This window comes from Bradyrhizobium sp. ma5, assembly GCF_042258955.1.
Lineage (GTDB): Bacteria > Pseudomonadota > Alphaproteobacteria > Rhizobiales > Xanthobacteraceae > Bradyrhizobium.
Genome location: NZ_CP170156.1, coordinates 7,566,402 through 7,580,674, shown reverse-complemented (window position 1 = coordinate 7,580,674; position 14,273 = coordinate 7,566,402). Strand labels below are relative to the sequence as shown.

General features: G+C 65.9%; 14 protein-coding genes. 9 read left to right on the top strand and 5 right to left on the bottom strand.

Annotated elements, in window-relative coordinates; genetic code table 11:
* Positions 1-339: 339 nt before the first annotated feature.
* Positions 340-1,635 carry an MFS transporter gene (locus ACE103_RS35680; RefSeq protein WP_375776841.1) on the bottom strand — a complete coding sequence of 432 codons (1,296 nt, stop codon included), beginning with the start codon at positions 1,633-1,635 and terminating at the stop codon, positions 340-342.
* A gap of 94 nt (positions 1,636-1,729) precedes the next feature.
* Here ACE103_RS35680 and ACE103_RS35675 point away from each other — a divergent pair, with 94 nt between their 5' ends.
* Complete coding sequence (locus tag ACE103_RS35675) at positions 1,730-2,326, top strand: TetR/AcrR family transcriptional regulator (RefSeq protein ID WP_375776840.1); 597 nt, start codon at positions 1,730-1,732, stop codon at positions 2,324-2,326.
* 70 nt (positions 2,327-2,396) lie between these two features.
* Here the strand turns inward: ACE103_RS35675 and fabF are convergent, their stop codons facing one another.
* The gene (gene fabF / locus ACE103_RS35670; protein WP_375776839.1) at positions 2,397-3,659 is read right to left on the bottom strand and encodes a beta-ketoacyl-ACP synthase II; all 1,263 of its coding nucleotides are present in this window, start codon (positions 3,657-3,659) and stop codon (positions 2,397-2,399) included.
* 32 nt (positions 3,660-3,691) lie between these two features.
* On the opposite strand from fabF, the gene ACE103_RS35665 reads away from it, so the two are divergent.
* Positions 3,692-3,892 (top strand): hypothetical protein, encoded by a 201-nt coding sequence (locus ACE103_RS35665; protein ID WP_375776838.1) that lies wholly within the window; start codon positions 3,692-3,694, stop codon positions 3,890-3,892.
* Between the two features lie 266 nt (positions 3,893-4,158).
* Here the strand turns inward: ACE103_RS35665 and ACE103_RS35660 are convergent, their stop codons facing one another.
* Both ACE103_RS35660 and ACE103_RS35655 read right to left on the bottom strand, forming a co-directional pair.
* Positions 4,159-4,425, bottom strand: a complete 267-nt coding sequence (locus ACE103_RS35660) for an HGGxSTG domain-containing protein (RefSeq protein ID WP_375776837.1) — start codon at positions 4,423-4,425, stop codon at positions 4,159-4,161.
* Positions 4,422-5,483: a hypothetical protein gene (locus ACE103_RS35655; protein ID WP_375776836.1), complete on the bottom strand. Its 1,062-nt coding sequence runs from the start codon at positions 5,481-5,483 to the stop codon at positions 4,422-4,424. Before ACE103_RS35655 ends, ACE103_RS35660 begins: the two co-directional genes overlap by 4 nt.
* A gap of 113 nt (positions 5,484-5,596) precedes the next feature.
* Between ACE103_RS35655 and ACE103_RS35650 the strand changes: the two genes are divergently transcribed.
* The 4 genes from ACE103_RS35650 to ACE103_RS35635 all read left to right on the top strand — a co-directional run bounded on the left by ACE103_RS35650 (position 5,597) and on the right by ACE103_RS35635 (position 10,507).
* On the top strand, positions 5,597-5,947 hold the full coding sequence (locus ACE103_RS35650; RefSeq protein ID WP_375776835.1) for a hypothetical protein: 351 nt from the start codon (positions 5,597-5,599) through the stop codon (positions 5,945-5,947).
* A gap of 189 nt (positions 5,948-6,136) precedes the next feature.
* On the top strand, positions 6,137-8,458 hold the full coding sequence (locus tag ACE103_RS35645) for a molybdopterin guanine dinucleotide-containing S/N-oxide reductase (protein ID WP_375776834.1): 2,322 nt from the start codon (positions 6,137-6,139) through the stop codon (positions 8,456-8,458).
* A gap of 104 nt (positions 8,459-8,562) precedes the next feature.
* Entirely contained in the window at positions 8,563-9,606 is a 1,044-nt protein-coding gene (locus ACE103_RS35640; RefSeq protein ID WP_375776833.1) for an alpha/beta fold hydrolase, read from the top strand.
* 25 nt (positions 9,607-9,631) lie between these two features.
* Complete coding sequence (locus ACE103_RS35635) at positions 9,632-10,507, top strand: PhzF family phenazine biosynthesis protein (RefSeq protein ID WP_375776832.1); 876 nt, start codon at positions 9,632-9,634, stop codon at positions 10,505-10,507.
* 13 nt (positions 10,508-10,520) lie between these two features.
* Here ACE103_RS35635 and ACE103_RS35630 read toward each other — a convergent pair whose 3' ends face one another.
* Positions 10,521-11,033 (bottom strand): helix-turn-helix domain-containing protein, encoded by a 513-nt coding sequence (locus ACE103_RS35630; protein WP_092126007.1) that lies wholly within the window; start codon positions 11,031-11,033, stop codon positions 10,521-10,523.
* A gap of 205 nt (positions 11,034-11,238) precedes the next feature.
* On the opposite strand from ACE103_RS35630, the gene ACE103_RS35625 reads away from it, so the two are divergent.
* Genes ACE103_RS35625 through ACE103_RS35615 form a run of 3 tightly spaced genes read left to right on the top strand, consistent with a single transcriptional unit; the run spans position 11,239 to position 14,267 of the window.
* Positions 11,239-11,877: a 2-hydroxychromene-2-carboxylate isomerase gene (locus tag ACE103_RS35625; protein WP_375776831.1), complete on the top strand. Its 639-nt coding sequence runs from the start codon at positions 11,239-11,241 to the stop codon at positions 11,875-11,877.
* Between the two features lie 53 nt (positions 11,878-11,930).
* Positions 11,931-13,478 carry a class I adenylate-forming enzyme family protein gene (locus tag ACE103_RS35620; RefSeq protein ID WP_375776830.1) on the top strand — a complete coding sequence of 516 codons (1,548 nt, stop codon included), beginning with the start codon at positions 11,931-11,933 and terminating at the stop codon, positions 13,476-13,478.
* Between the two features lie 51 nt (positions 13,479-13,529).
* Positions 13,530-14,267 carry an SDR family oxidoreductase gene (locus tag ACE103_RS35615; RefSeq protein WP_375776829.1) on the top strand — a complete coding sequence of 246 codons (738 nt, stop codon included), beginning with the start codon at positions 13,530-13,532 and terminating at the stop codon, positions 14,265-14,267.
* Positions 14,268-14,273 lie beyond the last annotated feature (6 nt).

Below are 14,273 nucleotides of genomic sequence, written 5' to 3'. Positions count from 1 at the left end.
ACGCTCCAGGTCCGATCCGGGGTTCCAAAAGCAGTTGCAACAAGCGGGTGAAATAGCCTCAGGTCTTGGCCCTCACGTGACCAGACATGTCAGATGCCCCGCGATGTGGATCGCCCGTCCATGAAAGGCTGAAAATTGGCAGATCGCCCTCGGTTGCGCAACGGGTCCCAGGAATAGTCGGGCAATAGTCGGGCTCAAACGGGTGGTCCTTGGCCGCGTCTGCAAGCCGTTTGATATCTGCTTTGCCTCGAAGCCAACCGGCGGACGGGGGACTCCCACTCGCAATGGGCGACCTGCGCGTCCGCCGGAAAGCCGGGCTGCTTCTCAATCGGCGCGTGCTCACGCCGTGGCGAGGACCGGTTGCGCCGGGCGTCGGGTGATCATCAATGACAGCACGGCCGCCACAATGCCGGTCAAGCCTGCGATCATGAAGGCCTGCAGATAATCGCCCTGGGCCGAGCGCACGAAGCCGGCGAAGAACGCGGCGCAGGCGGCGCCGAGCTGATGGCCTGCCACCACCCAGCCGAACACCAGCGGCGCGTTCTTGTCGCCGAATGCCTCGTTGGCGATGCGCACCGTCGGCGGCACGGTCGCGATCCAGTCGAGACCATAGAACACCGCGAATACCGACAGGCTGACCAGCGAGAAATCCGAGTAGGGCAGGTAGATCAGCGACAGGCCGCGCAGCCCGTAATACAGAAACAGCAACTTGCGCGGATCGAAACGGTCGGTGAGCCAGCCCGACAGTGTGGTGCCGAACAGGTCGAAGAATCCCATCAGCGCGAGCAGGCTCGCCGCCTGCACCTCGACGATGCCATGGTCGCCGCAGAACGCGATCAGATGCGTGCCGACCAGGCCGTTGGTGGTGAAGCCGCAGATGAAGAAGGTGGCGAACAGGAACCAGAACGCCCGCGTCTTCGCCGCGCGCGCCAGGTTGCTGAATGCGGCGGTGAACGGATTGCCTTGCGCCGGCGGCGCGGCATGATCGGCATGCTGGCTGCCGTACGAGCGCAGGCCGACCGAGGCGGGCCGCTCGGGCACCAGAAAATACACCAGTGGAATCAGCGCCGCGCAGCATGCGGCCACCGTCAGCACCACCGGCTGCCAGCCGCCCCATTCCACCAGCGCCGCGAGGCCCGGCATGAAGATGAGCGTGCCGGTCGCGGTGCTTGCCGTCAGCAGCCCCATGACGAGGCCGCGATTGGTGGTGAACCAGCGATTGACGATGGTGGCGCCGAGCACGTTGGCGACGGCACCCGAGCCGATGCCGGAGAGCAGTCCCCAGCTCATGAACAATTGCCACGGCGCGGTCATGAAATAGCTCATGCCGGTCGAGGCCGACATCAGCACCAGCGCGCCCAGCACCGTGCGGCGGATGCCGAAGCGCTGCATCACGGCCGCGGCGAACGGGCCGGCGAGGCCGTAGAGGAAGATGCCGACCGCGGCGGATGAGGAGATCACGCCGACGTCCCAGCCGAAGGCTTTTTGCAGGGGCAGCATCAGCACGCCCGGCGTTGAACGCAGGCCGGCTGACGCGAGCAGCGCAAGGAAGATCACGGCGACGACGACGAACGCGTAATTCTGGCCGAACGGCCGTCTCGAGGTGGGGGCGGCTTGAATGGGAGTGTCTGGCATGTTACTTACCGGTACGTATTGCGATGGACCGTGTATACGTACCGGTAAGTAACATTGTCAAGCGTGTCGCGCTGGGAGGATCTGGATGGCTGCAATGAAGAAATCAGTCGAACCGTCGGCGGAGCGCCCGGTCCGCGCCGCCGACCGGATCCGCGCCTCCGCGGCCGAGCTGTTCTATCGCGAGGGCATCCGGGCCGTCGGCGTCGACGAGGTGGTGGACCGCGCCGGCGTCACCAAGCCGAGCCTCTATCGCAGCTTCGCCTCCAAGGACGATCTCGCCGCCGCCTACATGCGCGACTACGAGGCGAACTTCTGGGAGAAGTTCGAGAAGCCCGGCGGCAAATCATACAACGATCCGCGCGAGCATATGCTGGCCTATATCCGCGTGCTGTCGGCCAACGCCGTGGCCGAAGGCTATCGCGGCTGCGGCCTCAGCAATGCCACCGTGGAATATCCGGCGCGGGACAATCCCGCGCGGCAGGTCGCCGAAGCGCACAAGAAGATGTTTCGCAAACGCCTGCGCGAGCTCGCAGCCGGCATGGGCGCGCGCCACCCCGCGGTGCTCGGCGATGCGCTGCTGCTGCTGATCGAAGGCATCTACGTCACCGGCCAGCAGTCGGAGGAAGGGCCGGCGCAGTCGGCGCTCGCGGTGGCCAGGCTCGTGATCGATGCGAGCGTGGCGAAGGCGTGAGGCGGATGACCGACGGCAACGCCCGCCCGAATTCGCGCACGCGCTGCGCCTTGCCGAGCCGCCGGCCGCCTCAGGACCAACGTCGAAACACCAGACTGGCGTTGACGCCGCCAAATCCAAAACCGTTCGAGATCGCGTGCTCGATTTCCATCGGCCGCGCGAAATTGGCGACGAGGTCGATGCCCTGCGCGGCCGGATCGGCGTTCTCCAGGTTGAGGGTGGGCGGCGCGACCTGGTCGCGCAGCGCCAGGATCGTGAAGATCGCCTCGACGCCGCCGGCAGCGCCAAGCAGATGTCCCGTCGCCGACTTGGTCGCGCTGACGGCAATCCTTCCCTCGCGCCCGAACACGCGCTTGATGGCTTCGATTTCGCTGAGATCGCCGACCGGCGTCGAGGTCGAATGCGCGTTGAGATGCTGGATATCGCCGGGCCGCAACCCGGCCTGCCGCAGCGCCGCCTCCATCGCCCGTCGCGCGCCGTCGCCGTCTTCGGGACCCGCGGTGATGTGATAGGCGTCCGCCGTCGTGCCGTAGCCGATGAGCTCGGCGATCGGCCTCGCGCCGCGCCGCAGCGCATGCTCCAGCTCCTCGATCACGAGCACGCCGGCGCCTTCGCCCATCACAAAGCCGTCCCGGTCGCGGTCGAACGGCCGCGACGCCCGCGTCGGCGTGTCGTTGAACGACGTCGACAGCGCCCGCGCCGCCGCAAAGCCGCCGAGGCTCACGGGATCGATGCAGGCCTCCGCGCCGCCACAGATCGCCACATCAGCCTCGCCCGACCTGATCAGGCGCGCGCCGTCGCCGATCGCCTGCACGCTCGCCGCACAGGCGGTCACCGGCGCGCCGATCGGCCCCTTGAAGCCGTATCGAATCGTGATGTGCCCGGCCGCGAGATTGGCCAGGAAGGAGGGAACGGTGAACGGCGACAGCCGGCGCAGCCCGCTTGTCGCCGCGGTGCGCACCGCGTCCGCGATCGCGGGAAACCCGCCGATGCCGGATGCGATCACGGTCGCGGTGCGCTCCTGCGCATGCGCCTCGGCCGGCATCCAGCCGGCCTGCGCCACGGCCTCCGTTGCGGCGAGCAGCGCGAACAGGATGAACCGGTCCATCTTCTTCTGGTCCTTGCGCGGCGCCGCGAGATCCGGATCGAACCCGCCCTCGGCATCGGCGGCCTTGTCAGGCACCTGTCCAGCGACGCGCGCCGGCAGCGCGGCGGCCCAATCAGGCAATGCACTGAGCCCGGACCGCCCCGCCAGCAGCCGCGACCACACCAGTTCGGTGCCACAGCCCAGCGGGGACACTGTGCCCAGGCCCGTCACAACGATTCGACGCATGGTCCTCCTGTCGCGCTTTTCCGCGAGCCGGCATGGCCGGACTCGAAACTTCTCGGGCGGCGCGTTCGTTTTATATGACGATCATCATTTATTGTCTTGATGGGCCGGGCGTCAAGGTGGCGGCCTGCGCTTTTGCGATGGCGGACGCGTCGCGCTGTCATCGTCATGAGCCGCAGCCTCACGCCCGGACGCCCGTGATCCGGAAACGCGATGCCGGCCTGCTCGCCACCTGAAGGGGAAGACACTGGCCAATCTAATGCTTGACGCCATTGCGTTGACGCAGCGCTCCAGCATCCAGTTTCGAAAGTCGGAAGGGCTATTGGGAACGACATGGGTTTGTCATGGCTGCACTAGGCAAGCGGTGACAATCTCGTGCTGGCTGGCAGAGACATCTAAGCTTATTAAGGCGCAGTCTTGAATTAGCCGAAGAATCGAATTCTCGATCGTGCAGACGGGCTTATGCGCGCAAGTGAGAGGCCATTCGGGCGCGATCCGTCAATCACTTCATCCCCTCCAACACCTTCCGCACGTCTCCCAGCAACGCCCGTATCTCCCTCCGCTCTTCGATCGCATCCCTGGTGAACCGGCCGTGCTTGCGCGCGTTCCGGTTTGCCCGTGGCGCGCCGGATCCCTTGGCGCCGCCGTGCATGCGGCAGCGCGTCTTGCCGTGCACCGCCGGCGCCCGGCACGCGCCGCCGGTGCGGGTCCTGGCGCCGCAGCGCGGGCTCGCCCGTATCGCCCCGGTGGTTCTGATGTGATCGTTCATGCCTGCGCGTTTTGCCCGGCATCGGCGGCATCGTGCCGCCTGGCGCCCGCGGGCCTCATGGCCCGCGCCGCCGCCGCCGGGGTCTGGTCGGAGACGATCACGCTCGCATGCTGGGTGACATTGCCGACGATGGCGTTGCCGCCGTCCTCCACCTTCACATTCTGCACGGTGATGGCGGGCTCGCGCTGGCTGCGATAACGATCCAGCGCGTCGATCTGGGCGGGGAAGGTGCGGGTGAGCCGGCCGAGCGCGCGCGCCGCGCTGTCGTGCTGGGCGAAATCGTCGGCATGCGCAAGGTGATGGGCGCAGCGCATCGCCATCACATGCACCGACACCATCTGCGCCACCAGCATGGCCTCGACGGAATCCCGTGGGCCAATGCTCTTCACCATCGAGATCATGAAGGCGAGGTTGACTTCGCAGGGCTTGCCGCCGCTCACGCTGGCCTTGACCAATTGCCGCAGGATGCCGTCCATCGCATCGCGATCGGCGGCGCCCAGCGCGTTCGCCATCAGCGCTTCGCCGAGCTTCCGGTCGGGATGGTCGATCGCGAATCCGCGCCGCGAGAGTTTTATCCGCGGGGTCGCGGTGGCGTGGCTCTGGGCGGTTGCGACGGGCATCGTCGGCGCGGTGGTTTCAAGCACAGGTGTCATGTCGATGGTCTCCGGAACACGCGCGGCGCGCGCAGGCGATCGCTCGCTGCGGCAGCTGGTGCGATGTCGATGATGGGGAGGGGTTTGGGTCGCAAGCGCAATCATCACGCCGCTGTTGCGGCGAGGGGGGGCGCTTGCACGATTTCGGAATATTGGAAATGTACCCCTGAGTTGCCCGATGAGTCTAGTTGCCTTGTCGAGCGCCGGCAGCCGGCCACTTACTGTGCATGGGGTTGTTTTCGATATTTTGGCTGGCGTGCGATCCACATTGTCGCAGGTCCCGCACGCATGGCCTGCATGTCCGGCGACCCTGAATCCGCCGGCATCGCCGCGCAGCGACACGACTGTGTGTGACATCACAGGTGACGCGCCGCGCACGCCGTTCCGCATCGGTTGTATTTTCATCGAATTCGCCCACGGGTAGTCAGCGCGGAGGTTGCCGACTAAGATCGCTGTCCGCGGCGCGCCTTTACGCGTCGTCCGGAAGATCCAGTCAATTTCATCAATGGAGGATTGCCATGCAAGTGAAGGAAGGACGTGCGAATTTCGAATCGTTGGGGCCGGGGACGATGGTCGTCGACATGACGCTCGAGGACGGCAGCAAGTGGAAAGGACGCTTCTTCGTCACGCCCGCCGTTCGAACCAGTCTTTCCGGCGCCGTCTTCAATGGCGATTTTGATGCCGGCCGCCTGAAGGGCGGGAACCTGGTCGGAATCGGCTCGATCGTGGCGGCGATCGGACCGAACGGTCCCGTATTCCTCAGTTTTTCCGATGACGACAACCAGCAGGCTGGACGCTTCGAGGTCGGCACTGATCTCCAGGGAATTGTCGACGCCCAGGGAGGCGGGACCTGGGAGCGGATCGGCTGACGAAGGCGGCGATTGAGCGGCGGATCGGCGGATTTGATCGCGCAGGCCGGATTGGGCGCGGGGCGTCACGCCGCGCGTGGTCGCCTGCGCTTTCTGCAGCCCTGAACCGGGCGACATCGCAGCGCGGATCGTTATACTGGCGACAGATTTGTGACCGGGCTCGATCCCCGCTGCGAAGGACGCCGCTGAATGTCTGAGACCATTGGCTACCCCGATCCCGACCTCGATCTGTCCGATGGTTTCAAGCCGCACACCTCGCATTGGGGCGTGTTCTCGGCGCGGCTCGGCAAGGAGGGTCTCGAGGTCCGGCCCTATGGCGGCGATCCCGATCCGAACGGCATCATCAACAACTTCCCCGGCGCGCTGCGCCACCAGGCGCGCATCGCCCAGCCTGCGATCCGCCGCGGCTGGCTCGAGCGCGGGCCCGGTCCGGACGATCGCCGTGGCCGCGATGAGTTCGTCTCGGTCAGCTGGGAGCAGGCGCTCGAGCTGCTCGGCGGCGAGCTCGCGCGCATCCGCGACACGATCGGCCCGGGCGCGGTGTTCGGCGGCTCCTATGGCTGGTCGAGCGCGGGCCGCTTCCACCACGCGCAGAGCCAGGTGCACCGCTTTCTCAACGTCGCACTCGGCGGCTATGTCCGTTCGGTGAACACCTATTCCTCGGGCGCGTCCTCGGTGCTGCTGCCGCAGATCCTGGCCGGCTACGAGGACATCACCAAGCGCAACGTCACCTGGGAGCAGATCGCGGCCGAAACCGACATCGTGCTGGCGTTCGGCGGCATGGCGCTGAAGAACTCGATGGTGGCTGGCGGCTCGATCAGCAAGCATGTCGAGCGCGGCGCGATGGAGGCGGCGCAGCGGCGCGGCTGCCAATTCATCCTGGTCAGCCCGCTGCGCGACGATCTGCCGGTCGAGGCCGGCGCCGAATGGCTGACCGCATTGCCCGGCACCGACACCGCGCTGATGCTCGGCATCGTGCACACCCTGGTCAGCGAGGGCCTGCACGACCAGGCGTTCCTCGATCGCTACACCGAGGGCTGGCCGGTGTTCCTGCGCTATCTCATGGGCGAGGCCGACGGCGTGCCCAAGAGCGCCGAATGGGCCGCCGCGATCTGCGGCATCGATGCTGAGGCGATCAGGACGCTGTCGCGGCGGCTTGCCGGGCGGCGCGCGCTGATCACCGTGTCGCACTCGTTGCAGCGCGCCGAACATGGCGAACAGCCGGTGTGGATGGGCATGGTCCTGGCGGCGGCGCTCGGCCAGATCGGCCTGCCCGGCGGCGGCTACGCCTATTCGCTCGGCGCGATCGGTTACTACGGCCGTCGTGTCAATGCCGTGCCCGGACCGACGCTCGGGCAGGGACGCAACGGCGTCGCCGACTTCATTCCGGTGGCGCGCATCGCCGACATGCTGCTCAATCCCGGCACCACCTATCGCTACAATGGCGAGACGCGGACCTATCCGGATATCCGCCTCGTCTATTGGGCCGGCGGCAATCCATTCCACCACCACCAGGACCTCAACCGCCTGCGTAAGGCGTTTGCGCAGCTCGACACGCTTGTCGTGCACGAGCTCGCATGGACCGCCACCGCGCGCCATGCCGACATCGTGCTGCCCGCGACCATGACGCTGGAGCGCGAGGACATCGGCTATTCCAGCAACGATCCCTTGATGGTCGCGATGCACCGGATCGCCGAGCCGTTCGGCCTCGCCCGCGACGACTACGACATCTTCGCCGATCTCGCCGAGCGGCTAGGCGCCCGCGAGCCCTTCACCGAAGGGCGGACGTCGCGAGAGTGGCTGGCGCATCTCTACGAGCCGACCCGCAAGGCGCTCGCCGCGCGCGGGCTCGAGGCGCCGAGTTTCGAGGAATTCTGGGAACGCGGCAGCCTGGTCGTGCCGCAGCATCTCGACGACGGCGGCTCGCTGCGCCGTTTTCGCGAGGACCCGGTCGCGCGGCCGTTGCCGACACGAAGCGGCCGCATCGAGATCTTCTCGCAGAAGATTGCGGATCACGGCGATGCGGACTGCCCGGGCCATCCGGTCTGGCTCGAGAAGACCGATACGCCAAAGCCGGATACGCCGTGCTTCCTCGTCGCCAACCAGCCGGTGACCCGCCTGCACAGCCAGCTCGACTTCGGCGGCCACTCACTGGATGCCAAGCATCGCGGCCGCGAGGTCGCGCGCATGAACCCGCGCGATGCGAAAGCGCGCGGTATCGCCGACGGTGACATCATCCGCATCTTCAATGCGCGCGGCGCCTGTCTCGCCGCGGTGCATGTCACCGACGGCATCGCGCCCGGCGTGGTGCAGCTGCCGACCGGCGCCTGGTACGACCCGATGGATCCCGAGGAGGAGGCGCCGCTCTGCGTGCACGGCAATCCGAACGTGCTGACCCGTGACATCGGCACGTCATCCTTCGCGCAGGGCTGCACCGGCCAGCTCACGACCGTCGAGGTGGAGCGGTTCAACGGCAATCTGCCGCCGATCCGTGCGTTCGATCCGGCGTAATTTCACCGCCGGATCACGAACAAATCATCGCCGGGCGCTGGATGGCGCCCGACCGTTCGGCTACGGCATCACGACGTCGTCCCTGAGTTCTGGATTTTGCCGAGATGCACCTGAAAACCCTGTTTCATCTTGCCGTCACTGCGACCGTCGCGCTCGGTTCGTCCAGCGCATGGGCGCAATCCGCCGCCGAACCGGCCTATGGGCCGGAATTGCAGGGTTTTGACTATCCCTATCCCGTCGAGCACTACCGCTTCAGCTCGCAGGGCCAGGAGCTCGACATGGCCTATCTCGACGTCAAGCCGGCGACGCCGAACGGGCAGACCGCGGTGCTGCTGCACGGCAAGAACTTCTGCGCCGCCACCTGGGACGGCACCATCAAGGCGCTCAGCGGCGCCGGCTATCGCGTGATCGCGATCGACCAGATCGGCTTCTGCAAATCCAGCAAGCCGGAGCGCTATCAATTCACCTTCCAGCAGCTCGCCGGCAACAGCCGCGCGCTGCTGGCTTCGCTTGGAATCGAACACGCGATCATGGTCGGCCACTCGACCGGCGGGATGCTGGCGATGCGTTACGCGCTGATGTATCCGGAGGCCACCGACCGACTGGTGCTGGTCGATCCGATCGGGCTCGAGGACTGGAAGGCCAAGGGCGTGCCGTGGCTCAGCCTCGACGGCTGGATGCAGCGCGAGACGCGCGTCAGCGCGGACAGCATCCGCGCCTATGAACGCGCGACTTACTATGCCGACACCTGGGATCCGTCCTACGAGACCTGGGTGCAGATGCTGGCCGGCATGTATCGCGGGGAGGGCCGCGCCGCTGTGGCGTCGAGCTCGGCGCGACTCTACGACATGATCGCGACCCAGCCGGTGTTCTACGAGTTCGAGCAGATCAAGCCGCCGACCCTGCTGTTCGTCGGCGACAAGGACACCACCGCGATCGCCAAGGACACCGCGCCGCCGGAGATCCGCAAGACCCTCGGCAATTATCCGGTGCTCGGCAAGGAGGCCGCGAAGCGGATTCCGCATGCGCAGCTGATCGAATTCCCCGACCTCGGCCATTCGCCGCAGATCCAGGCGCCGGCGCGCTTCCACGCGGCGTTGCTCGGGTGGTTGCAGCATCCGGAAACCGGTGCGACGCAGGTCAAATAGCAACGCGAGACGAGCGGGCGACATCATGACGACAGCCGAGATGGTCAGCGTGTTCACGGTCGATGGGCAGGGCGGCAATCCCTGTCCGATCGTGGTCGATGCAAGCGGCATGAGCGCGTCCGAGATGCAGGACGTTGCCCGCCGCCATGGTCACGAGTCCGGATTCGTATTGCCGGCGCAGAGCGACGATTTCGACGCCACGTTCCGCTTCTTCGTTCCGAACCACGAAATGGAGATGTGCGGCCACGCCACCATCGGCGCGCTCTGGCTGCTGGCGCGCCATGGCAAGCTGCCGGGCGATACGGTCCGGATCTCGACGCGCAGCGGCCCCGTCACCGGCTTCATCAGCCGGGATCGCAACGGCGAGCCGAACGTCGAGATCACCCAGCCGGCCGGGAAGACCGTTCCGCTCACCGATGCGCAACGCGATGATGTGCTCCGCGCGCTCGCGGTCGGGCCGGATGCGATCGGCGGGGCTGCGCCCTGCAATGCGGTCACATCGCGGATCAAGACCCTGATCCCGATGCGCTCGCCGGAGGCGCTGAATGCGCTTGATCCCGCGACTGATGCCGTCGAAGCGGTCTGCGGCCGGATCGGATCGACCGGGCTTTATCCCTTCGCGGTGATCGACCGCGAGGCGCGCCTGTTCGAGGCGCGGCAATTCCCGCGCTCGTCCGGTTATCGCGAGGATGCCGCAACCGGCATCGCGGCCGCGGCGCTGGCGTTCGGCCTGCTCGATGCCGGCCTGGTCGCGCCGAACGACGACGAGATCCGAATCCTGCAGGGCAGGGCGATGGGGCGTCTGTCGGAGATCCGCGTCCGCATCGGCTTTGCCGGCGGCCGCGCTGTCGGCTGTTTGCTCGGCGGCAATGTCGCGCTGATGGCCGCGCCGTCGCACTGAAGCGAGCTGATATCTAGGTCGATTCCGCGGCGCGCTTGGCCCGCTCCCGCGCGCTGGCGTGCACCGGCGACGATTTCCGGGCACCGGGGCCTGGATGCACATGGACCGCCTTCGCGCTCAGCGGCTCGCCGCATTCCGAGCAAACCATGACAGGATCGAACATCTTCCCGCAGGTTTTGTGTTCGTGCAGCAACGGCCGGCCGCGCGCATCGACCATGTGGATGTTGCCCCAGTGCACGATCGACATGATGATCGGATAGAGATCGAGGCCCTTCTGCGTCAGGATGTATTCGTAGCGCTTCGGCGCCTCCTGATAAGGGATCTTGCGCAGCACGCCGAACCGCACCAGCTTCTTCAGCCGGTCGGCGAGCAGATGCCGGGTGATTCCGAGCGATGCCTGGAAGTCATCGAACCGGCGGATGCGCAGGAAGCATTCGCGCAGGATCAACAGGCTCCAGCGGTCGCCAATCACAGCGACGGTGCGGGCCAGCGAGCACGGCTCCTCCTCGAGGGTATCCCATTTCATCGGCGTCTCCTGCGATCTGCGACGGCATCGCACGTAAAATTCTAAAACAGAACTTACGTCATTTCAATAGGATGCCGACGCAATGGCTGCCGCTCAGCCATTGGATGACAAATATCATATTGACAGTTCTAAAATAGAACTTATGGTCCGGGCTACGATCAACCGGTGGCAGACGATGGCCGCCCATCGAAAGGAAGGGCGTTCCATGGCTGCTCCGCTCAAGGTCGAATTCCATTTCGATTTCGGAAGCCCCAACGCCTATCTGGCCGAACTCGCGCTGCCCGGGATCGAGAAGCGCACCGGCGTCAAGTTCGACTACATTCCGGTGCTGCTCGGCGGCGTCTACAAGGCGACCGGCAATATGTCGCCCGGCGAGTCGCTGCGCGGGATCAAGAACAAGCCCGAATACAACGCGCTCGAGACCGAGCGTTTCCTGCGCCGCCACAACGTCACGAAGTTCACCATGAACCCGTTCTTCCCGGTGAACACGCTGGCCTTGATGCGGGGCGCGGTGGCCGCACAGTTCGAAGGTGTGTTCGAGCCTTATTTTCGCGCGGCCTACAACCACATGTGGGCCGAGCCCAAGAAGATGGATGACCCGCAGGTGTTTCGCGAGGCATTCCTGTCCTCGGGTATCGACATCGATCGTCTGATCGCCCGCGCCCAGCAGGATGACGTCAAGAAGAAGCTGATCGACAACACCAGCGACGCGGTCGCGCGGGGCTCGTTCGGCTCGCCGACTTTCTATGTCGGCAACGAAATCTTCTTCGGCAAGGACAAGGTGCGCGAGGTCGAGGAAGAGATCGTCGCACAGCTCGCTGCCGGGCAGCGCAAGACCGCCTGAGCGGAAAATTCCTCAACACAACAAGCCCGAAGGGCAGCGACAGGGAGGTTTCAGTGCAGGCGCCGATCCGGATTATCGAAGGAAGTGTGGAAGGCTTGCCGAACCGCATCCACGAGGTGATCGATCATCACGTCGCGGCGACGCCGGATCATCCGGCGCTGATCGACGACAAGGGGCAGCTGACCTATCGCGAACTCGATCGAACAGTCGGCCGTGTCGCCGAGGCATTGCAGGCGCTGGGCATCCGCGCCGGCGACCGCTTGATGATCGTGAGCGAGAATTCGATTCCGCTTGCCTGCCTGCTGCTAGCGGCGAGCCGGCTCGATGTCTGGTCAATCGTGGTCAATCCGCGGCTGTCGCCGCGTGAGCTGGATCAGATCAGGGATCACAGCGGCGCCCGCCGCGTGCTGCTCACCGCCGACGTGTCGCAGGAGGCAGCCGCCCATGCCGCGCGCTATGAGGCCATCGTGCAGGATGTCGGCTCGCTCCGTGGCGTTGCCGTCACCGGCCTGAATCTGGCGACTACGGCCGAACCGGTCGAGGCCGACGGCGCCAACCAGGTCGCGGTCCTGATCTACACGTCCGGCACCACGGGCACGCCGAAGGGCGTGATGTTGACCCATCGCAATCTGCTGTTCAGCGCCCGCGGCACTGCGGGCTTCCGCAAGATGGCGGCCGATGACGTGCAATACTGCGTGCTGCCGATCTCGCATATCGTCGGCATCTCGCTGCTGACGATGACCTTGATGGTCGGCGCCACCGTGCGGCTGGTCGCCAAGTACGATCCAGCCGCGTTAGTCAAGGCGATGGCCGAAGAGGGCATCACCATCCTGAACGGCGTCCCCGCGACCTATCAGCGCCTACTCGAATACCGGCGCAACGCCGGCCTGCCGAAGCTCGATCGCGGCCGGTTGCGCGTGATCTCGGTGGCCGGTGCGCCGCTCGACCTCGAGCTTAAATCCCGGGTCGAGCAGGAGCTCGGGCTGCCGCTGCTCAATGGCTACGGCATCACCGAATGCTCGCCCGGCATCTCCGGTGTCCGGCCCGATAACCCGCGAGCCGACCACGCGGTCGGCACCGTGATGCCTGGTCTCGAGGCAAAGCTGGTCAGTCGCGACCTGACGCCGGTTGCATCAGGCGAGGTCGGCGAACTCCATGTCCGCGGCCCCAACGTGATGCGCGGCTACTACCGCGCGCCCGATCTGACCGCGAAGGCGATCGATCCCGACGGCTGGTTCAACACCGGCGATCTGGCTCGCTTCGAGAATGACGTCCTCTACATCGTCGGGCGCACCAAGGAGATGATCATCCGCTCCGGGTTCAACGTCTATCCTGCCGAGATCGAGGCGGTGCTGAGCACGCATGATGCCGTTGTGCAGTGCGCCGTGGTCGGCCGGCCGGTCGAGGGCAATGAGGAGGTCATTGCCTTTGTGCAGCTGATCAAGGGCTCGACCGCCACCGTGCAGGACCTGATGGCCCATATTGCCCCGCAACTCACCTCGTACAAGCGCCCGTCGGAGATTATCCTGATGGACGCGCTGCCCGCGACATCGACGGGCAAGCTGCTGAAGCACAAGCTGGCGGAGTCGCTGCGCAGCTGAAGCTGAGCCGACGCCGCAAGCCAGTTCACTCAAATACAACCGGAGTACACCATGCAGAAGAGAAACAAGACGGTGGCCGTCATTGGTGCCGGTGATTTCATCGGCGGCGAGATCGCCAAGAAGTTCGCTTCCGAAGGCTTCACCGTCTTCGCCGGCCGCCGCAACGGCGACAAGCTCGCGCCGCTGGTCAAGGAGATCGAGGCCGCCGGCGGCGAGATTCACGCGCGCTCGCTCGACGCGCGCAAGGAGGAGGAAATTACCGCATTCCTCAACGACGCCGACAAGCATGCGCCGCTGGAGGTCTGCATCTTCAACATCGGCGCCAACGTCAATTTTCCGATCCTGGAGACCACCGAGCGCGTGTTCCGCAAGGTCTGGGAGATGGCCTGCTACTCCGGCTTCCTGGCCGGACGGGAGGCGGCGCGGCTGATGACGGCGCGCGGCGAGGGCAACATCTTCTTCACCGGCGCCACCGCATCGCTGCGCGGCGGCAGCGGTTATGCTGCGTTTGCCAGCGCCAAGTTCGGCCTGCGCGCCGTGGCGCAGGCGATGGCGCGCGAGCTGGGGCCCAAGAACATTCACGTCGCGCATCTGATCATCGATTCCGGCGTCGACACCGAATGGGTGCGGCAGCGCCGCATCGAGGCGCTTGGCCCGAACGCGCTCGACGATCCCGATCTGTTGATGCCGCCCGCTTCGGTCGCCACGTCCTACTGGCAGCTCTACCAGCAGCCGAAAAGCGCCTGGACCTTCGAGCTGGAAATCCGCCCCTTCGGCGAGAAGTGGTAGGGAGCG